Source organism: Shewanella sp. GD04112, assembly GCF_029835735.1.
Classification (GTDB): Bacteria; Pseudomonadota; Gammaproteobacteria; order Enterobacterales; family Shewanellaceae; genus Shewanella.
In genome coordinates this window covers 4,150,898-4,170,191 of record NZ_JAOEAL010000001.1, presented here as the reverse complement: position 1 = coordinate 4,170,191, position 19,294 = coordinate 4,150,898, and the positions used below count along the sequence as shown (strand labels likewise).

The following is a 19,294-nucleotide window of genomic DNA, read 5'->3' as shown; positions in this document are numbered from 1 at the left end:
CACTTTCAAGTTAACCAAATGAAATACTGTAATTTATAAGCGAGTTACCTATTGTTCGTGGGCAATGCTTTGGTCGATTTCAGTATGGGCCTGCCGTTTGTAGCGTTCGAACAGACCTTCCTGCTTCATTTGTTTGAGGGTCGCGCTGAGTTTCACTGCCAATGCTTTATGGCGTTTATGCAGGTAACCGAAGCTGATGAGTTCCTCTAACTCGCCCACGGGGTGAATTTTACTGTGTTGGAATTCAGCATGTTGCAATACGTTTTCCCCAATCGCTTCGGTATCTATGTAGATATCGATTCTGTCTCGCTGCATACGACGAAAGGAATTGATGGGGGAAGAGGAAGTGGTTAGCCGATCCGCTGGCACCAGTCCCTCAAGTTTCTGCTCGATATAGAAAATTCCTCGATAATATTCAATTCGGTAAGGATGGTTGAGCAGTGACCCCCAGTCTGTTAGTTGGATATTGGGGTTGATGGCATAGGCGGTGAGTTTACTTTCGAGTATGGGTTCTTCTACACGAATTAAATTCTTATATTTCAACCCGTAGGCAAATACTCTGGCGGGTTCCCCATCGACTTTCCCTGTATCGGCCATCATGCTGGCGCGTATGGGCGGAACCACTTGATAACGAAATTGATAACCTAGGCGAGCAAAGGCCTCGGTATAAATTAATTCGCCCCAGCGAAAATACAGGTTATCGGAGGGATCTTCATAAAACGCCATGGTGATAGTGGGCAGATTGCCTGTGGTGAGTGTCTCGGCACTGGTGTCGTCGTTCGCCTTAATGGGCAAGCACAAGGCCAGACTCAATGATATCCCCAGCAGCATCTTTAACAGATAAGCCATGTTTCCCTCGGCGTGACTAGGTGTATCCATACGGCATCCTTAACCTTTTTAATTGCTTAAAGTATAGCCAGTCCTACTTTTTCGGTTCAGGGATTTTTACCTCTTGTCGATTGCATCCATGGCCGAAGCAATGGCGCGAGTGGCACTAAGCAGGGAATAACTGTGATCTCGATACGGACATTTTGTCCTTTTGCTCATAATAACGTGCGATATGGCACATAAATTTGAAACATAACTGCTGGTGGTGATTTTTTATTCAGCAGAGTTTGAGCTCGATCCGCTTTTATGCTGTGAAGACAGTGTTAAATCCGCGTCATCAACTCGTTGACTCGGGAAACACTCAATGAAACTAAAACAATACATTTTAAAAACACAGTCAGCTACAGCCTATTTAACCAGCGTATGTTTATTGCCACTTTGCGGCTTATCGGCCACAGTTCTGGCCGATGATCTGGATAAAATCGAGCGTTTAGAAGTGCGTGGCAGGCAAATTAATACCTTAGGCCATAGTACTTCGGCGTCGGAAGGGATAGTGGGGGCGGCGGAAATCGAGAGTCGCCCGCTACTGCGCACGGGGGAGATCCTCGAGTTTGTCCCCGGGATGATAGTCACTCAGCACAGTGGTTCGGGTAAGGCGAATCAGTATTTTCTGCGCGGCATTAACTTAGACCATGGCACAGATTTTAATACCCGTGTCGAAGGTATGCCGGTCAATATGCGTACCCACGGCCATGGTCAAGGTTATACGGATCTTAACTTTTTAATTCCCGAGTTATTAGGGGAAATCCGTTACGCCAAAGGAGCTTATTATCCTGAAGTGGCGGACTTTTCTGGCGCGGGTGCGGCGCAAATTCTGCTCGCCGATGAACTCGCTTATCGCCAAGTTGGGGTGACCTTAGGGGAATACGGTTATCAACGGCTGGTGGCCACTCAGGATATGAAGACCGAGGTCGGCCGATTTATTTTAGGGACAGAATTGCAGGCTTACGATGGCCCTTGGAGTGATATTAAGGAAGATGTAAGCAAGATCAATGTGGTAGGCCGCTATCTTACTAAGCTCAATGGCGGGGACTTTAGCCTCACCATGATGGCCTACGACAATAGCTGGAATTCGGCGGATCAAATTCCGGCGCGGGCGGTGGAGTCTGGGCTGATTGATTTTTACGGTTCACTCGACACCGATGTGGGCGGTGAGGCCAGTCGCTACAGCATTTCGGCGAATTATGACGCCGGCAACTGGCAGGCCAATGCCTATGCCATTCGCTCGACCATGGATCTGTTTTCAAACTTTACCTACTTCTTAAACGATCCCATCAATGGCGATGAATTTGAGCAGGTCGATGAGCGCACCATTTGGGGCGGCGATATTAAACGCGACTGGCAGATGAGTCTGGCGGGGACACAAGTCAATTACAGCCTAGGTGCCGATGTGCGCTACGACGATATTGGTGCCGTGGGTTTATATAACACTAAAGCACGGGAACGCCTCAGCACTGTGAGGCTCGATGAAGTGCAGGAACTCTCTACGGGATTATTTGGCAAGCTGGAGTGGTTGCCTGCTGACCAATGGCGTTTAAATTTAGGCTTGAGATATGACTATTTCGATGTGCAGGTCGATAGTGATAATCCTCTCAACAGCGGTGATGCTTCCGATGGCATGTTGAGCTTAAAGGCGGGCGCTTCCTACCTAGTAAACGATAATCTGGAACTCTACATGAATGCGGGGCAGGGATTGCATTCTAACGATGCCCGCGGTGCAACCATTAAGGTCGACCCTGTCACGGGCGATCCGGTTGAAAAGGTCGATTTGTTGGTGCGCTCCAATGGCGGGGAGTTTGGGGTCAAATACTATGACCGTGACTTTATTAACTTCTCGGCGGCGCTTTGGTATTTAGAACTCGACTCTGAACTACTCTTCGTCGGCGATGCGGGCAATACCGAACCAAGCCGCGCCTCTGAGCGTTACGGCGTTGAAGTCACGGCCTATTATTGGCTTAACGATGATTTGAGTTTAGATATGGAACTGGCCTGGACCCGTGCCCGTTTTACCGAAAATGAACTCGATGAAGGCAAATATGTCGATGGCGCAGTGCCCTTTGTTGGCAGTGCGGGCATTACCTACCGTCCCGATGCCGATGGTTGGTATACCAGTGTCAGGCTGAGATATTTAGGTGAGCGAATTCTCGATAGTTTTGATGAGCATAAAGCCGATGACACTACCTTAGTGAACCTTGCCCTGGGTTATCAGTTATCTGGCTTCGATACTAAGCTCGAGCTATTGAATATTTTTGATAGCAAAGACCACGATATCGATTATTTCTACGAGTCTCGCCTAGCGGGTGAGCCAGCAGAAGGCGTGGAAGACTTGCATTATCATCCTGTTGAGCCGCGCATGGTGCGGGTGAGTGTCAGTTATCGTTTCTAACTTGAGTGACCATTCTTGAGTGACCATTGCTAGCACCAGCCGATACGCTAAGTTTATCCCGTAACTTGGATCAACTTAGCGTTTTCTATTCTGTTTACTGCAATCATTTCGACATCTTGTTGCAATAAAAACGCCATTAAAATCACGCCAGTTCGTCATATAAAGCATTGAAAATGTGGGCGCCTCTTAAGGGAATACCCTCATACACTCAATAATAAAATCGGTGATGAACGTGATGAATATTAAACGGATCGCTGCAGCTATCTCCTGCAGTTTAATGACGGTTGTAGCCCACGCTGCAGTCTTACCCGCAACTCAAACTGACAGTCAGTGGTTTAAAGACAGTGCAGCCAATGTTGCGGCTAAAGCGCAGGTTGAAACCAAGAAAACAGCTAAAAACGTGATTCTTTTTGTCGGCGACGGCATGAGTATTTCAACCTTAACTGCCGCCCGTATTCTGCAAGGACAGCAGCAAACGGGTAACCAAGGCGGTGAAGAAAACTTCTTAAGTTTCGAGCAGTTTCCCCACACGGCGTTAGTGAAAACCTACAACACTAACCAGCAAACGCCCGACTCCGCAGGTACCATGACCGCCATGGCGACTGGGGTGAAAACCAAAGCCGGTATCATCTCGATTTCTGACACCAGTTTACGTGGTAACTGTTTGTCTTCGAAAGGTAATGAACTCGTTTCTCTGGTTGACCTTGCCAATGCTAAAGGCTTATCGACCGGGATTGTAACGACCGCCCGTTTAACTCACGCGACGCCTGCCGCGACTTACGCTAAATCGCCAGAGCGTGATTGGGAAGGCGATTTTAACCTGCCAGCCGAAGCCGTTGCGAATGGCTGTACCGATATCGCCAGCCAATTGGTGATGCGCGATGAGGCCAACTCACTTAGCGTTGCCTTGGGTGGCGGTCGCAGCTACTTCTTACCGAAAGAAGTCACTGACGGTGAGAACAAAGCCGGTAAACGTAAAGACGGCAAAGACCTGACTAAAGCGTGGGTCGAAAACTTCAGCAAAGCGGCTTATGTGTGGGACAAAAAAGGCTTCGATGCTATCGATGCCGCCAATACCGATCACTTACTTGGTCTCTTTAACCCATCCCACATGGAATACGAAGCAGACCGCGCCGATGACGTTGGTGGTGAGCCATCACTGTCAGAAATGACCGCGAAATCCCTCGAGATTTTAAAGAAAAACGATAAGGGCTTCCTGCTGATCGTGGAATCGGGTCGTATCGACCATGGTCACCATGCGGGCAACGCTAGCCGCGCCTTGACCGATGCGGTTGAGTTATCTAACGCCGTGAAAGCCGCAGTAGATGCAACCAGCAGCGATGACACCCTGATCATGGTAACGGCTGACCACAGCCATGTATTTACCATTGCAGGTTACCCAAAACGCGGTAACCCGATTTTAGGTTTAGTCCACGATGTGGATGGTTCGTTAGCCCTCGCTAACGACGGCAAGCCTTACACCACGCTGGCCTACACTAACGGCCCTGGCGCAGTGGTTGGCGTGCGTGACGACTTAACCTCGGTCGATACTCAAGATAAAGACTTCATGCAACAAGCACTTATCCCAATGGAAAGTGAGACACACGCCGGTGAAGACATCAGCTTACACGCAATGGGCCCAGGTTCGAATCTGGTGCAGGGCGTGATTGAGCAGAACGTGATCTTCCACATTATCAACCAAGCCCAGCAGCTTGGCGGCACTAAGTACTAATAGGTCGGCTGCGACCTACAGTTCTCACTTTTGGAGTTAAAAATGAATAAGAAATTACTGGTACTCGCAATCTCTGCCATGCTGGGTTTAGCCGCATGCGGTAGCGATGGTGACAATGGCGCGGCAGGTACGCCGGGTTCGAATGGTTCTAACGGTTCCAATGGCAGCGACGGTAAAGACTGGACCGCAGTCAACCAATGGTATGTCGATGCCCAGGCACGTGTGACTAAGGCCGATGGCCTGAGCGTTAACAACGATGTGGGCGCGGCGAAAAACGTGATCCTATTTGTCGGCGATGGCATGGGTGTCTCGACTATCACTGCGGCGCGTATTTTAGAAGGTCAATTAAAGGGCAAGACGGGTGAAGAAAACTCTTTATCCTTCGAAACCTTGCCTTACGTCGGTCTATCTAAGACCTATAACGTCGATGGTCAAACACCAGATTCTGCGGGCACTATGTCGGCGATGATGACTGGGGTGAAAACCGATGTGGGCGTGATTTCACAGGCAGAAGGCGTAGTGCGTGCTAACTGCGCATCGACTAAAGACCAAAACTTAGTGACATCACTGGAGCTGGCCGCCATGGCGGGTATGTCGACTGGTGTGGTGACTACGGCGCGTTTAACCCACGCAACGCCTGCGGCAACCTATGCACACGTGCCAGAGCGTGACTGGGAAGCTGACTCAAACCTACCAGCCGAAGCCGTGACCAATGGCTGTAAAGATATCGCCGCGCAAATGCTCGACTTTAACTATGGCAACGGTTTAAACGTGATGATGGGCGGTGGCCGCCGCAGCTTTATCCCCAAAACCTTGATTGATCCAGAAGGTAAAGCAGGCAAGCGTAACGATGGTCGCGATCTAACTGCCGAATGGTTAGCTAAGTACACTAATGCGGCTTACGTTCAAGACAGAGATGGCTTCCTCAATGTGGATGTGAAGAGCACTGACCATTTATTGGGTCTGTTCAACTCATCCCATATGGAATACGACTACGACCGCACCGAAGCGGGCGTAACGGGTGAGCCATCGCTCGCAGAAATGACTGCCAAGTCGATTGATATTCTTAAGAAAAACACCAAAGGCTACGTGCTGATCGTCGAAGCGGGCCGTATCGACCATGCGCACCACGCGGGTAACGCTGCTCGTGCCCTGTACGACACAGTTGCGTTATCTGAAGCAGTTCGTGTTGCGATGGAAAAAACCTCGGCAAACGACACTCTGTTAATGGTGACGGCTGACCACAGCCATGTGTTTACCATCGCAGGTTATCCAACCCGTGGTAACCCAATCCTAGGTTTGGTGAAGACTAACGATGCGAACGGTATCGCCGAAGTGACTAACTCAACTGATGCTAACGGCTTGCCTTATACAACAGTAGGTTATGCCAACGGTATGGGTTATGCGTCATTAGCGACGGGTGGCGATGAGCGTTATAACTTCCCAGTGGATTCAGGCCGTAAGGACTTGAACTTTGTGGATACGCAAAGTGCAGGTTTCCATCAAGAAGCGTTAGTGCCATTAAGCGATGAAACCCATGCGGGTGAAGACGTGGCGATTTTTGCCCGTGGCCCAAGCTCGGATCTGGTTCAAGGTACGGTTGAACAAAACCATATCTTCCACGTGATGAACCGTGCGGCAGACTTAGTCGCGAAAGCGGAAGCTGCAATGGCGGCGAAGTAAGCCAAATGCCGATGGCGGGCTGTCCTGCCATCGGCTTTTATCTAACTGTCCGTAAAGACGTTAGTCAGTAATGCGAGTTATAAAATTAGCGTGTAAGTGAGAAATAACATGAACAAACTCCTCTTAGTTACTCTGGTATCGACATTAGCCTCCCCTGTGATGGCCTTAGCCACTCCCGTTAGCGCAGCTTCTGCAAATCAGGCCAATGCACAATGCGCAACACTTGAGGCCAGCCATTTAAAAGCCCAGTACCAAGTCACCAATGCTAAGGGGCAAAGCTGGCAGATGACCCTGCTAAGAGACGGACAAAATTTTATTATTCAACGGGATAACACCACCTTTGAACAATGGGCACCCAATGGCGAATATGTGCGTTATTTCCCCGTTGAAAAACGCTCAGTCACCTATCGCAAGGGCGACTTAAGGGCGCTAAACATTCAGCACGACCGCGATCAGTTGTACCATGTAGTGTCTCCAGCATTGCCTGCTAACTTGGCAAAAACTGAGCTAAAACAATTGCCTTGTTTTGCTGCTCAAGGCTTTGTGGGTAAGGTGAATGGCATGGACAGCCAGCTCGACTGGATTGCCAGCATTGAGCTGCCACAGCAATTTAATTTAGGTGAAGTTTTAAGTTATCAGTTGCTCAAGGTTGAGCCCTACAGCCACGAAGCATTCGCTGCTTTAACCCAGAATTATCAAGACATTGACTTTGCCGATGTAGGCGACAGTGAGTCCGACCCCTTTATCGCTAAGATGATCAACCAAGGCTTTATCGAACACGGTAGCAGTGGTTTTTATAACAGTGAAGGTCATGCCATTGAGGCGCAAGGTGGCCACGGTAGTCATTCGCACTAATCCAGCATGTTGGTTTTCACAAAACGCCCGCATTCGGGCGTTTTGCATTTTTGGGGAGGACGCTGCAATATTTTACTATTCCGACCAAGATCTCGGCGGCTAGAATGAGTAGTATCTAAAGTTGTGTTTGCAGAGTGAGATTAAGCTTGCCCTATGAGCCGTGTGACTCCCGTTGAAAATATCAATTACTGGCGCCATCCCAGCCTCTCGGGCATTGAACTGAGTCAGGCGGAATTTACGCATTTCAGTTTTGATAAACACGTGCATCTGGATTATCACTTAGGCGTGGTGACCCAAGGGGCGCAGCAATTTATCAATAAGGGCAGTCGTTATCAGCTCGGGCAACATGGGCTGTCGACCCTCAATCCCGATGAAACCCATGATGGACAAAGCCGCGACGCCGAAGGTTATCGGGTTAAGGTGATGTCGATCCCCGTGGAGTATATGAACAGTATTAGCCAAGAGATGGGGCTCAAGGCCCATTTCTTTAATGCGCCCATGGTGGATGATCCAGCTTTATATCAATACTTTATCCAGCTACATGATGTGCTTATCCAAGGTCAATGTTCTGAGCTTGCGGCCGAGTCGCACCTGCTGAACTTTATGCAGCTGTTATTGACGCGCCATCCCACGGGAATGCTGAATTTACGGCAGGATAGGGGGTTATCATGGCAGCAGTTAAATCGCATCAAACAGAAAATTCACGATGAGCCGTGGCAAAACACTCAGCTTGAGGCGCTCGCCGATGAGGTTAACCTGAGTAAGTTCCAGTTTTTACGCCAATTTAAACTGGCGACTGGAATGACACCCCACGCCTACCTGAAGCGAGTGCGATTAGAGTTAGCGAAAAAGTCCTTAACCCATGGTGCCTTAGTGGCAGATGTGGCGCAGCAGTTAGGCTTTTTCGACCAGAGTCATTTAAATAAGGCGTTCAAGCAGGCCTTTTTACTCTCACCCGTCCAATTTCAGCGGCGCATGCTTTAATACGGTTGGTATAATTTGTCTCGGTAAATTAGCCGTGTGCAATTTCTTACAATGCAGATGCTACAGGCTTGGGCATACTAACGTTCTTATCTGTTTTGCGGAGCCCTATTGATGGATGTATCCCTGTTAGTCACCTTAGCCGTTATTCATTGCGTAGCCTTAGTTAGCCCTGGGCCGGATTTTGCCATTATGGTGAAGATTGCTACGTCGCAGCCGCGAAACACCGCAGTCGCCACGGCGGCGGGAATATCGGTGGCGATTTTAGCCCATACCATTTTGAGTTTAACTGGCGTCAGCTTAGTGATTAAAAGCTCCCATACCTTGTATCTGTTAGTGCAATTGCTGGGCGCTTCGTATTTGGCGTGGATGGGATTTGGTGCGCTTAAGGCTGCGGTGGCTTTTTTCAGTAAACCCAAAACCGTATTGAACGGCGAGGGCGCAAATCCCTCTGGATTTGAAACAACATCGGAAACTAGCGTTGATATGCCCACTGCGGGTGCGGTAAACACTTTATCACCCAAACAGGGTTTTATGAGGGGACTTTATACCAATTTATTGAATCCCAAAGCCTTAGTGTTTTTCTTAACCTTGTTCTCCGCCTTGATCACCCCGAGCGTGACACCCGTGACTAAATTCGCTGCCGCGTTAATGTTATTTGTGTTGTCACTGCTCTGGTTTGGCTTTCTGGCGTTGATGCTCTCTAAAGCCAAGGTGCAGCAAAAACTGCAACGACTCACGCCTATTATCGATGGGGTGATTGGGGTGATCTTTATGTCGGTGGCGGTAGCGATCGTGTCTAATTTGCTGCTGGCCTAACGGGGTGATAGAGAGGCTGTGATTCGGCTTTTAACACATAGGCTTGGGTGGGATTGTTTATGTTTATCCCTCCTTAGCTATGGTATCCTTGCCAAGTCTTAATTTGGATGTTTTTGACTTTAAAGGAATAAATCATGTCTTGTCGCCCGTTTTATCAAGGTTTTTCAGCGGTTAACCGACCCTCACGTTTAGGGCTTTATACGGGCTTGCTGCTAGGGAGTCTTAGCATTGCACCCCAGGCTTTGGCTGCCCTAGAGGCGGAATACGTGCCGCAGGTGCAAGCCTTGATTGATGCGGCCAAGGCGGGTGATCGTCAGGCGATTGCCGAGCAAATCTCTTATCCCCTCCAGCGGGAATACCCACTCCCCGATGTGCAAAATCCACAGCAATTGCTGACGAGATTTCAGCAAGTCTTTGATAGCAAGTTGCTGAGTCAAATCGCCAATTCGACCACAGAGAATAACTGGGAGACTATGGGCTGGCGCGGCATTATGCTCGATCACGGCAGTGTCTGGTTGGATTTCGATGGCAAAATCTCGGGTATTAACTACCAAAGCCCTGAGGAAACCAAGTTAAGGGATGAACTGATCGCGCAGCAAAAAGCGATGCTACACGAGAGTGTGCGCGAGTTTGCTAGCCCAGAGCTGGCGTGGGAAACCGCGCGATTCATCATTCGTGTCGATGCCCTCGACCGTCAGCAATACCGTTATGCCGCCTGGGCAAAAGGCAAATCCATGAGCGAGAAACCTGATTTAGTCCTCAAAAAAGGGAAGTTAGTCCTCGATGGTAATGGCGGTAATCATTCCTTCCAGTTTAAAAGCGGCCCCTATCTCTATGTCTGTGATGTGATAGTGCTCAGCGCCGAAGAAAGACCCATAGGTGAGCTATTGGTTTACAAGAACGACAAACTGTTGGTGCAGGAAGCCGTGGTTAAAGCGCTATAGCCTAATGGAGCCAATCACTTAAGGCTGATCTGGGAGGGAATTCTGGATTAGCTGTACTGTCTTTTTATCAACACTGGATTAAGGTTTGTTGTCATGATTAATCCCACTAAAATCGCCATGTTCAGCAGTGCCATAGTGCTGTTGTTTTTACTGACAGAATGTCGCCAAAATGAGCAAATTCCCCTATGTGGCCACGTCGAAGGTACGCCAATCGATACTAGCTTTGATGGTGGCCTCGATAATAACGATCGTACTCTTGCATCAACCTATTGCTTAAAAATCAAAGCGCTTTACGATAAAAGTGATCGCCAGACGAAATGGTTTAGCAGTTCGCCTTCCATCGCCGTGATGAACGCCTTGGGTTATCTTAAGCAAGATGATGCCAACAACAGTGGCGATAGCTATGCGATGACGTTTAACGTGCAGGAGGAGTTTGTATTTGGCCCGAGCCGAGGGGAATATGCCCTGTTTCGTCAGGACGGTAAAGGCGTCATCTTACCCGGCACCGAAGCAGCAAAGGGTCATGAGGCCAAGATTGGTGTCGATGGACAGTTTGACCGCTGGTGCCAAAAGTTGGCTTCACTCGAATTTGGCGGTAAAGACAATTGGCGCAGGCCAACAGAGCAGGAGTTAAACACTCTCTATGGGTACGGCGAGAGTCGCGCAGCCTATCAACGTGCGCAGTGGAGCTCGACGATTGACTCTTGGTCTAGCACTGTCAATGAGACGGAATTCGTGGCCGGCATTATCTCTGTCGCCCCTAGCGGCTATAGTTCTCGCAGTTATGCCAATAGTGCCAACTATGCCGTTTGTGTTGCCGCGTTTTGAATACTAAAGAGAGCTTGAATAAGCTCTCTTCTCGCCTTATTTAGTCAACCTTATTTAATCAATTTAATCAGCGCCTTAAATCTATCGCCCTGAGCTTCATGTTGCAGTTCAAACAACAGTGACTCCACATTGGTGAGTGTGGCTCCCTTGGCGGTCATCATCTGAATGCCCAGCTGTTTATTGTCAACGCTGCGGGAAGACACTGCATCGGCAACGAGATGCACCGAGTAGTGCTGGTCGAGCAGATCGCGGCAGGTTTGGTACACGCAAACATGGGTTTCTATCCCCGCAAGCAAGACCTGTTTGCGCCGAGTTTGGGTTAATGCATTGGCAAATTCATCACAATACCAACCACTAAAGTGCTGCTTGGCAATGGGCGAGCCAGTTCTTTCGAGCAAGGTTTTTAACTTTTCGCTGGTCGAGCCAAGTTTGGCGGGCAATTGCTCGAGCCAGAGGATGGGGATTTCAAGCAGCTGTGCGCCTTGGATAAGTGTACTCAACTGCTGATGAAGCTTGGCTGAGTTATCCATGATCTGAGCGAGCTTTCCCTGCACATCGACGATAACGAGTACACATTCTTCGGGTTTTAACATCGGGCGTTCCTTCTGCGCGGGTGGAATAAAGGCATCGTTTAGCGATTGCTCTGCTTGTTTCGTGAATTGTTTGTTTTTTGCACTGTTAGTAAACCCTAATTGGGCAGCCTCACCAATAGGGCAAAGGTCGAATATGGCGTGCACTTAAATTGCTCACTAAAAGAGTGCGTCGCCCTCACGCTTGCACAAGTCTGGTGCATTTTTAATCGATTAATTCAAGTGTATTCTTTATTATTTATTTAAAATCAATTAATTAAAATTCTGGCCTAATGATTGAATTATCTTGGCTACAAGTTAATAACAATCGCGTTTTTGGAGGTCAGGATGAAACTAGTCAGCGCTATCATCAAGCCATTTAAATTGGATGATGTCCGTGAAGCTATCGCCGGTATTGGTATTGAGGGGATGACGGTGACCGAGGTTAAAGGTTTTGGCCGTCAAAAGGGGCACACAGAGTTGTATCGTGGCGCCGAGTATCAGGTGGATTTTTTGCCAAAAGTAAAACTAGAAATTGCCACTAAAGCAGAAAATCTCGACATGCTGATTGAGGCGATTACCAGTGCGGCTCATACGGGAAAAATTGGTGACGGAAAGATTTTCGTTATCGACTTAGAACATGCTATCCGTATTCGTACGGGTGAACTCGACACTGAAGCGCTATAGGGGGCGGAAGATGGAAGAACTAACAAAATTAGGCGTGACAGTCTCTGAACTGCGCTTTGCACTCGACACCTTTTATTTTTTGATTTCAGGCGCTTTGGTTATGTGGATGGCGGCGGGTTTTGCCATGCTCGAAGCCGGCCTAGTGCGCTCTAAAAATACCACCGAAATTTTAACTAAAAACGTGGTGTTATACGCGATTGCCTGTGTGATGTACCTATTGATTGGCTACAACATTATGTACGTCGACAATGCTGAAGGCGGTTGGTTGCCTTCACTCGGTACGCTGATTGGTTCACAAGCCGACGATGCAAACCATGCCTTGGAATCTGACTTCTTCTTCCAAGTGGTGTTTGTGGCAACGGCGATGTCGATTGTCTCTGGCGCCGTGGCGGAGCGAATGAAGTTATGGGCTTTCCTGTTCTTCTCCGTGGTGATGACAGGCATTATCTACCCAGTTGAAGGCTATTGGACTTGGGGTAAAGGCTTTATCTCTAGCTTAGGTTTTGTAGACTTTGCAGGTAGCGGTATTGTGCACATGACAGGTGCTGCAGCGGCTATCGCTGGGGTGTTACTGCTCGGTGCTCGTAAGGGTAAATATGGCCCTAACGGCCAAGTCAACCCAATCCCAGGCTCTAACCTGCCAATGGCGACCTTAGGGATGTTTATCCTGTGGATGGGCTGGTTTGGTTTCAACGGTGGCTCACAATTAATGGTTTCAGATGCGGCTAACGCTAGCTCTGTCGCTAAGGTCTTCGTAAACACTAACACCGCGGCCGCTTTTGGTGCTATCTCTGCCCTAGTTGTGTGCAAAATGATTTGGGGTAAAGCGGACTTAACTATGATCCTCAACGGCATTCTGGCGGGCTTAGTGGCGATTACTGCGGATCCGCTGTCGCCTTCGCTGCTGATGGCGGGTGTGATTGGTGTGGTGGCTGGTGGTTTAGTCGTGTTCTCTATCGTGGGTCTGGACAGAATCAAGATTGACGACCCAGTGGGCGCGATTTCTGTGCACGGTGTTGCGGGTTTCCTCGGTTTGATGTGTGTACCCTTATCGAATGCCGACGCGACTATCACAGCGCAATTAACTGGCGCAGCAATTATCTTCGCATGGGTATTTAGCGCGTCGTTTGCGGTGTGGTTTGTACTCAAGATGACCATGGGCATCCGTGTTACAGAGGAAGAAGAATATAACGGTATGGATGCGTCTGACTGTGGTATCGACGCTTACCCAGAGTTTGTGACTGTCAAAAGTGCGGGCTAACTGGTGTTGATATGACTTGATGCCTCTAAGGGATAAGAGGATAGTAAAGCAGAGCCAAGTGCTCTGCTTTTTTTATGGGTCTTCGACTGCCATGCTGATACCACAAGGAGTGAACAATGCGCTTATTCTTTGATTCCACTGCACCACTCAGACGCACCTGTTTGCTTGGGGGGATTCTGAGTGCACTCTTAGCCTTGCCCGCTTTTGCGGGGCAAGTCGTAGTGACTCGCTCGGATGAGCCTTTCGATGCCTTTGCCGTGCGCGACCAAGTGCTAAAAGATTATGAATGGCAGGAATCCTTGAGAAGGCAGGAGCAAATTCAAATTTTGCAGGCTCTGCCACTCGGTTGTATCGCCCAGGTAAAGCCTTACCCTTACTTTACTTGTGGTCAGGATAACTACCGCCCCTATCGTTATCAGCAGCAGGATGTGTATATCAAGGTTGACCCTCCGGGGCAGCGTTAACTTTCAAGTTGCCGCAATCCTTTGTGGCAGGCCGTTATTTTTTGTAACCATTTTATGACGTCTTTTTGGCCAAGTGTAATAAGCTCAAATAGGAGCCTTATGGTCTGGGGGACATCTCATGATACAACTGCGCACCATCTCTAGCGGCATAATCTGCTCATTATTACTTTTACTCTTATGGGGTTGCAGCTCGACAGCCCCAAAACCTAGCGATGATGAAATTGATGCCCTATTTGCAGATCCGTTGTTTAAATCTGTCAGTAATATTCCTAGCGTCGAGGATATTTTTAGCCTTCCACCTTCTGTGGCCGCCGATGTCAGGCGAGCCTACGACCGTTACAGCTTATCGACGAAAAATCCTGTCGCGGTGCATGAATGGTTAGCCAGTTATATCAATGCCAATCAGCTCGGCGGTCACAGCGATTTTCACTATCAAGATAATTTGACTCAAACCGCCAGCGAAACCTATGCCCAGCGCGCCGGAAATTGTATGTCGTTGGTGGTGATGACGTCGGCTTTAGCGGATGTGTTTAAAATTGGCACTGAGTTTCAGGATATTGCGATTGAACCCGTGTGGGACAAACAGGGCGAGTTCTATCTGATCAACGGCCATGTCAATCTACGCTTGTTACCCGCCGAGAGCGTACACACAGTGTATGTGTCGGCCCATGCGATTCTGGTCGACTTTATGCCCGAGCGAGCTCTGCGAGGCTACAACAAAGTGCAAATCAATCGCCAGACCTTAACCAGCATGTTTTATAACAATATGGCCGCTGAATCTCTGGTCGAAGGGGATTTAGACCGCGCCTATGCGCTGATTAAAGCCGGCTTAAAATCTGGACACTTTATTCCTGCGCTCAACACCTTAGCCGTGATTTATCGCCACAAGGGCGATGAAAAGCGGGCAGAACAAGTCTATCGCTATGCGCTCAAATATGATGCCGATGATATGACGACGCTTTATAACTTGGCGGTGATTTTAGGTGATCAGGGCCGTTTAGAAGAGTGGGCGCAGGTCAATAAAGTGTTGGAGTTAGCGCGTATTCGTAATCCTTATTACTACTACGATATGGGCGAACAGGCCTATGACGAACACCAATACAGCGAGGCGCTCGCTTGGTATCAAAGGGCCGTGGATAAAGCCGATTATCGGCATGAGTTTTTCTTTGGCCTGTCACGCACCTATTGGGCGCTGGGCGATGAAAAACGTGCCAAACTCAATATGGAAAAAGCGATGGCACTAAGCCGCGAAGCCACAGATAAACATCGCTATCAGGCAAAACTGCAGGCCATGCAGCAACATTAATCCTTTACTCAACCTCCTTTGTTTGCGTTTGACTACTGGCAAAGGAGGTTTTTTATTTTTGGCTTTCGCTAGCACTTTGGTTTTTCGTCAAACACGGCATAGACTTCAATGCGAGTATCATATTGAAATATTTGAATTTGTATTTTTTAAAAATATGTTAAAACAAGACGTTATAGCTGATTTTTTGAAATGGAGACAACTTGGTTGCATTAACGGCGCAGACTGGATAAATTGAACTCAGTATTGCAGTTGAGATCCCCTATTGCAGCGATAAAAATAGCCTAAACACGAGAGTTGGAGCAGTAAATTATGTATTACCAAAATGATGACGTTCGCATTAATGAAGTCAAAGAGTTACTTCCACCGATTGCGATTCTAGAACGATTTCCTGCCTCCGAAAACGCTGCTGCAACTGTGTTTAACGCCCGTCAAAGCATTCATAACATTCTCGCTCGCCAAGATGATCGTTTGTTAGTCGTCATTGGTCCTTGCTCAATCCATGATCCTAAGGCCGCATTGGAATATGGCCAGAGACTGGTTGCGCTAAGAGAACGTTATCAAGATCAGCTCGAAGTGGTGATGCGTGTTTATTTTGAAAAGCCGCGTACCACAGTGGGTTGGAAGGGGCTCATCAACGATCCTTATATGGATAACAGCTTCAAACTGAACGATGGTTTGCGTACCGCGCGTAAACTCTTGGTCGATTTGAATGACTCAGGCATGCCTACCGCGGGTGAATTCCTCGATATGATCACCCCGCAATATGTGGCGGATATGATGTGCTGGGGCGCCATCGGTGCACGCACCACAGAATCGCAGGTACACCGCGAATTGGCCTCGGGGCTGTCTTGCCCTGTAGGCTTTAAAAATGGTACCGACGGCACGATTAAGGTGGCAATCGATGCCATCGGCGCCGCGAATGCGCCGCACCACTTCTTATCGGTAACCAAATTTGGCCATTCGGCGATTGTGTCGACCAAAGGTAATCCTGATTGCCATATCATTCTGCGTGGCGGCCGTGAGCCTAATTACAGTGCCAGCCATGTGGCGCAGATCAGCGAACAACTGAAAAAGGCCAAGCTGGTCGACAACATAATGATCGACTTCAGCCATGCCAACAGCAGCAAACAATATCAACGCCAAATGGAAGTCGCGAACGATGTGGCCGAACAATTGGCTGCGGGTAATAAGGCGATTTTCGGTGTGATGGTCGAAAGCCACTTAGTGGAAGGGCGTCAGGATCTGATTGAAGGCCAGGCGTTATGCTACGGTCAGAGTATCACGGATGCCTGTATTGGTTGGGACGATACCGAGCGTTTACTCGCAGTGTTAAATCAGAGTGTTATCGAACGTCGTCAGCGGGTTTAATCGGGTTTAAGACCAAAAATAAAGGCGCTATCCCGGCGCCTTTATTTTTATTATTTCTTGCTCATTTCGGCTAAGTATTCGTTAGCTTTGGCCAAGCTACCAAAAGCAGCAATCAGGTTATTTCTGCCTTTGTCCTGAATTTCTGGATTGCCTGATTCGATCATCATCCACACCCAAGTTTGGATCAGTGGTAATGGCGGGTATTGAACTTTAGCTGAATCCAACATAAAGCATCCTTTGATCTTGATTTATTTGAGTTATCTTTAATGTTATCGCAGAACGAGTGCGGAACTTGTTTGTACACACGGATCTGCGGCCAGATGTTTGCAAATCCTGCTGCTTGAAATCTTTAGTCCGAGGGACATTTTGGGTAAAACCGACAAAATAATCAACAGTCGAACCCTTGATGTTCTGGCCTATTTTAACGGTTACTGTTCTGATAAAGCCAAGCTTGTTTCAGAATTTTTTCACCTTAATATTCGCTTTGCGAACTCTCTGAGCGTAAGTCGTTAGCATGACATTTTTATTTCGGTAAGCCAGAGATATTTTGCCAAGCGGGCCGCTTTTTGTCTGTCAGAAAAATCTGATTGATTTTATTCAAACTTTCCCTGTTTGGTTTCGCCTTAACGTGCGCCATGCTGCTACAATTGAGCGACTTTGGCAAAGGTTTAGACATATGCGCCCAACACTGTATTTTGAAGGTCCCATCGATAAGCTCAATTGGCATGTGGTTAAGTTGCTCTGGCCTTATTTGCTCGAGTACAAGGGCCGGGTGGCGCTAGCCATGTCGTGCCTTATCGTCGCTAAGCTTGCCAGCGTGGGCTTGCCCTTTATTCTTAAAGACTTAGTCGATACTTTGGATGCCAATAAAACCGCGCAGGCCTTGAGTGTGCCTATCGGATTAGTTTTAGCCTACGGCGCAGTGCGGCTATTAACAGTGATCACGGGTGAAATCCGCGACACCCTATTTGGCCGTGTCACTGAGCGGGCCATTCGCCGATTGGGTCTCGCGGTGTTCGACCACCTGCATCGACTCGATTTGGATTTTCACTTAGAGCGGCGTACGGGCGGCTTATCGCGAGATATTGAACGCGGCACCAGTGGTGTGAGCTTCTTGATGCGCTTTATGGTGTTTAACATAGTGCCGACCCTGCTAGAAATCGCCATGGTTATTGGTATTTTCTTTTTTAATTATGGCATTGCCTTCGCCGCTATCACTTTTACCTCTGTGATGGCCTACATTTGGTTTTCGGTGGTGGCGACTGAGTGGCGCACCGAATACGTCCGCGATGCGGCCAAGGCCGACTCCCTCTCCAACACCCGCGCCATCGACAGCCTGCTCAACTATGAAACCGTGAAGTATTTTAATAATGAGAAATATGAATCGGACCGTTATGACCAAGCCTTAGACCAATGGGAAGTGGCTAAACGTAAGAATCGTTTGTCACTATTTGCCCTCAACGGTGGCCAAGCGCTGATTATCGCGTTAGCGATGACGGCGATGATGGCGTTAGCCGCCTATAAGGTGACTAATAATGAGATGACCTTAGGTGACTTTGTACTGATCAATGCCTTTATGATGCAACTCTTTATGCCGCTCAACTTTTTAGGATTTGTCTACCGTGAAATCCGCGGAGCCTTAGCCAATATCGAGCGGATGTTCAGTTTGCTCGATAAGCACCCTCGCATAGTCGATAAACCCGATGCCTTAGACTTTGAGCCTAAGCGCGGTGAGCTCAGTTTTGAGCATGTGAGTTTCAGCTACGATGACAGACCGATACTGCGCAACGTTAGCTTTAAGGTGGCGGCGGGGAAAAAAGTCGCGGTGGTTGGGGATAGCGGCGCAGGTAAATCTACACTCATCAAATTGCTATTCCGTTTTTACGATGTGGAGCAAGGGCGTATTTTGATTGACGGGCAAGATATTCGCCAATTAACCCAGGATGCATTGCGCCGCGCCATTGCCATAGTGCCGCAGGATACAGTGTTATTTAATGATTCCTTAGTGGAGAACATTCGTTATGGCCGCCCCGATGCGACGGATGAAGAAGTGCGCCATGCCATCAAACTCGCACATTTAGAGCATTTTATCGCGTCGCTCTCCCAAGGTTGGGATACCAAAGTGGGTGAGCGGGGCTTAAAGCTCTCGGGCGGGGAGAAACAGCGCGTGGCCATTGCGCGGGCGATTTTAAAAGGCTCTCCTGTCTTAGTGTTTGATGAGGCTACATCCTCTCTCGACAGCCGTTCGGAACAGGCGATTCTGTCGGCACTGCGCGAGGTTGCCAAAGGGCATACCAGCTTAGTGGTGGCGCATCGGTTATCGACCATAGTCGACGCAGACCAGATCGTGGTCTTAAGCCAAGGGGAAATTGTCGAGCAGGGGAATCATCAGTCTTTACTGGCTCAGGATGGTCTCTACGCTAAGTTGTGGCGCATACAAAATGAGCAACAACAGCTTTCGGTAGAAGTGTAACAGCGTTGGGACAATTCAGTTTTTATTCAGGTTCGGCTCTCTATACTCGA

At 48.5% G+C, this 19,294-nt stretch carries 17 protein-coding genes; 14 read left to right on the top strand and 3 right to left on the bottom strand.

The features are described from left to right. Positions 1-48: 48 nt before the first annotated feature. Positions 49-879, bottom strand: coding sequence for a hypothetical protein (locus N7386_RS18330; RefSeq protein ID WP_126511953.1), 831 nt, complete (start codon positions 877-879; stop codon positions 49-51). Between the two features lie 313 nt (positions 880-1,192). Here N7386_RS18330 and N7386_RS18325 point away from each other — a divergent pair, with 313 nt between their 5' ends. From N7386_RS18325 to N7386_RS18290, 8 genes are all read left to right on the top strand, one after another. Next, a complete protein-coding gene (locus N7386_RS18325; RefSeq protein ID WP_126511952.1) occupies positions 1,193-3,274 on the top strand; it encodes a TonB-dependent receptor in 2,082 nt (693 codons plus the stop codon). Between the two features lie 235 nt (positions 3,275-3,509). Beyond that, the gene (locus tag N7386_RS18320) at positions 3,510-5,006 is read left to right on the top strand and encodes an alkaline phosphatase (protein WP_088210392.1); all 1,497 of its coding nucleotides are present in this window, start codon (positions 3,510-3,512) and stop codon (positions 5,004-5,006) included. 42 nt (positions 5,007-5,048) lie between these two features. After that, positions 5,049-6,689: an alkaline phosphatase gene (locus N7386_RS18315; protein ID WP_279770225.1), complete on the top strand. Its 1,641-nt coding sequence runs from the start codon at positions 5,049-5,051 to the stop codon at positions 6,687-6,689. A gap of 108 nt (positions 6,690-6,797) precedes the next feature. Next, positions 6,798-7,544, top strand: coding sequence for a hypothetical protein (locus N7386_RS18310; RefSeq protein ID WP_279770223.1), 747 nt, complete (start codon positions 6,798-6,800; stop codon positions 7,542-7,544). Between the two features lie 153 nt (positions 7,545-7,697). Further along, a complete protein-coding gene (locus N7386_RS18305) occupies positions 7,698-8,528 on the top strand; it encodes an AraC family transcriptional regulator (protein WP_011624100.1) in 831 nt (276 codons plus the stop codon). Between the two features lie 111 nt (positions 8,529-8,639). Then, complete coding sequence (locus N7386_RS18300) at positions 8,640-9,344, top strand: LysE family transporter (protein WP_279770220.1); 705 nt, start codon at positions 8,640-8,642, stop codon at positions 9,342-9,344. 134 nt (positions 9,345-9,478) lie between these two features. Next, on the top strand, positions 9,479-10,288 hold the full coding sequence (locus N7386_RS18295) for a hypothetical protein (protein ID WP_279770218.1): 810 nt from the start codon (positions 9,479-9,481) through the stop codon (positions 10,286-10,288). Between the two features lie 93 nt (positions 10,289-10,381). Further along, positions 10,382-11,116, top strand: coding sequence for a DUF1566 domain-containing protein (locus tag N7386_RS18290; RefSeq protein WP_279770216.1), 735 nt, complete (start codon positions 10,382-10,384; stop codon positions 11,114-11,116). 50 nt (positions 11,117-11,166) lie between these two features. Here the strand turns inward: N7386_RS18290 and N7386_RS18285 are convergent, their stop codons facing one another. Further along, positions 11,167-11,709 (bottom strand): hydrolase, encoded by a 543-nt coding sequence (locus tag N7386_RS18285; protein WP_279770214.1) that lies wholly within the window; start codon positions 11,707-11,709, stop codon positions 11,167-11,169. A gap of 324 nt (positions 11,710-12,033) precedes the next feature. On the opposite strand from N7386_RS18285, the gene N7386_RS18280 reads away from it, so the two are divergent. From N7386_RS18280 to aroG, 5 genes are all read left to right on the top strand, one after another. Further along, positions 12,034-12,372: a P-II family nitrogen regulator gene (locus N7386_RS18280; RefSeq protein WP_011624095.1), complete on the top strand. Its 339-nt coding sequence runs from the start codon at positions 12,034-12,036 to the stop codon at positions 12,370-12,372. Positions 12,373-12,382: 10 nt separating this feature from the next. After that, on the top strand, positions 12,383-13,633 hold the full coding sequence (locus tag N7386_RS18275; protein ID WP_011718316.1) for an ammonium transporter: 1,251 nt from the start codon (positions 12,383-12,385) through the stop codon (positions 13,631-13,633). Positions 13,634-13,749: 116 nt separating this feature from the next. Then, entirely contained in the window at positions 13,750-14,097 is a 348-nt protein-coding gene (locus N7386_RS18270; RefSeq protein ID WP_279770209.1) for a hypothetical protein, read from the top strand. Between the two features lie 118 nt (positions 14,098-14,215). Further along, the gene (locus tag N7386_RS18265; RefSeq protein WP_279770206.1) at positions 14,216-15,403 is read left to right on the top strand and encodes a hypothetical protein; all 1,188 of its coding nucleotides are present in this window, start codon (positions 14,216-14,218) and stop codon (positions 15,401-15,403) included. Positions 15,404-15,712: 309 nt separating this feature from the next. Continuing rightward, a complete protein-coding gene (aroG, locus tag N7386_RS18260) occupies positions 15,713-16,771 on the top strand; it encodes a 3-deoxy-7-phosphoheptulonate synthase AroG (protein WP_088210141.1) in 1,059 nt (352 codons plus the stop codon). A 50-nt stretch (positions 16,772-16,821) separates the two neighbouring features. On the opposite strand, the gene N7386_RS18255 is transcribed toward aroG, so the two are convergent. Continuing rightward, a complete protein-coding gene (locus N7386_RS18255; protein WP_011624090.1) occupies positions 16,822-16,998 on the bottom strand; it encodes a hypothetical protein in 177 nt (58 codons plus the stop codon). Positions 16,999-17,447: 449 nt separating this feature from the next. Between N7386_RS18255 and N7386_RS18250 the strand changes: the two genes are divergently transcribed. Then, positions 17,448-19,244: an ABC transporter ATP-binding protein/permease gene (locus N7386_RS18250; protein WP_088210142.1), complete on the top strand. Its 1,797-nt coding sequence runs from the start codon at positions 17,448-17,450 to the stop codon at positions 19,242-19,244. Positions 19,245-19,294 lie beyond the last annotated feature (50 nt).

What these genes read in the sequence shown, in the direction of transcription:
- N7386_RS18330 (WP_126511953.1), bottom strand. Translation starts at nt 879, where the DNA reads ATGGATACACCTAGTCACGCCGAGGGAAACATGGCTTATCTGTTAAAG.
- N7386_RS18300 (WP_279770220.1), top strand. Translation starts at nt 8,640, where the DNA reads ATGGATGTATCCCTGTTAGTCACCTTAGCCGTTATTCATTGCGTAGCC.
- N7386_RS18320 (WP_088210392.1), top strand. Translation starts at nt 3,510, where the DNA reads ATGAATATTAAACGGATCGCTGCAGCTATCTCCTGCAGTTTAATGACG.
- N7386_RS18270 (WP_279770209.1), top strand. Translation starts at nt 13,750, where the DNA reads ATGCGCTTATTCTTTGATTCCACTGCACCACTCAGACGCACCTGTTTG.
- N7386_RS18315 (WP_279770225.1), top strand. Translation starts at nt 5,049, where the DNA reads ATGAATAAGAAATTACTGGTACTCGCAATCTCTGCCATGCTGGGTTTA.
- N7386_RS18255 (WP_011624090.1), bottom strand. Translation starts at nt 16,998, where the DNA reads ATGTTGGATTCAGCTAAAGTTCAATACCCGCCATTACCACTGATCCAA.
- N7386_RS18285 (WP_279770214.1), bottom strand. Translation starts at nt 11,709, where the DNA reads ATGTTAAAACCCGAAGAATGTGTACTCGTTATCGTCGATGTGCAGGGA.
- N7386_RS18295 (WP_279770218.1), top strand. Translation starts at nt 9,479, where the DNA reads ATGTCTTGTCGCCCGTTTTATCAAGGTTTTTCAGCGGTTAACCGACCC.
- aroG (WP_088210141.1), top strand. Translation starts at nt 15,713, where the DNA reads ATGTATTACCAAAATGATGACGTTCGCATTAATGAAGTCAAAGAGTTA.
- N7386_RS18265 (WP_279770206.1), top strand. Translation starts at nt 14,216, where the DNA reads ATGATACAACTGCGCACCATCTCTAGCGGCATAATCTGCTCATTATTA.
- N7386_RS18250 (WP_088210142.1), top strand. Translation starts at nt 17,448, where the DNA reads ATGCGCCCAACACTGTATTTTGAAGGTCCCATCGATAAGCTCAATTGG.
- N7386_RS18290 (WP_279770216.1), top strand. Translation starts at nt 10,382, where the DNA reads ATGATTAATCCCACTAAAATCGCCATGTTCAGCAGTGCCATAGTGCTG.
- N7386_RS18305 (WP_011624100.1), top strand. Translation starts at nt 7,698, where the DNA reads ATGAGCCGTGTGACTCCCGTTGAAAATATCAATTACTGGCGCCATCCC.
- N7386_RS18325 (WP_126511952.1), top strand. Translation starts at nt 1,193, where the DNA reads ATGAAACTAAAACAATACATTTTAAAAACACAGTCAGCTACAGCCTAT.
- N7386_RS18280 (WP_011624095.1), top strand. Translation starts at nt 12,034, where the DNA reads ATGAAACTAGTCAGCGCTATCATCAAGCCATTTAAATTGGATGATGTC.
- N7386_RS18275 (WP_011718316.1), top strand. Translation starts at nt 12,383, where the DNA reads ATGGAAGAACTAACAAAATTAGGCGTGACAGTCTCTGAACTGCGCTTT.
- N7386_RS18310 (WP_279770223.1), top strand. Translation starts at nt 6,798, where the DNA reads ATGAACAAACTCCTCTTAGTTACTCTGGTATCGACATTAGCCTCCCCT.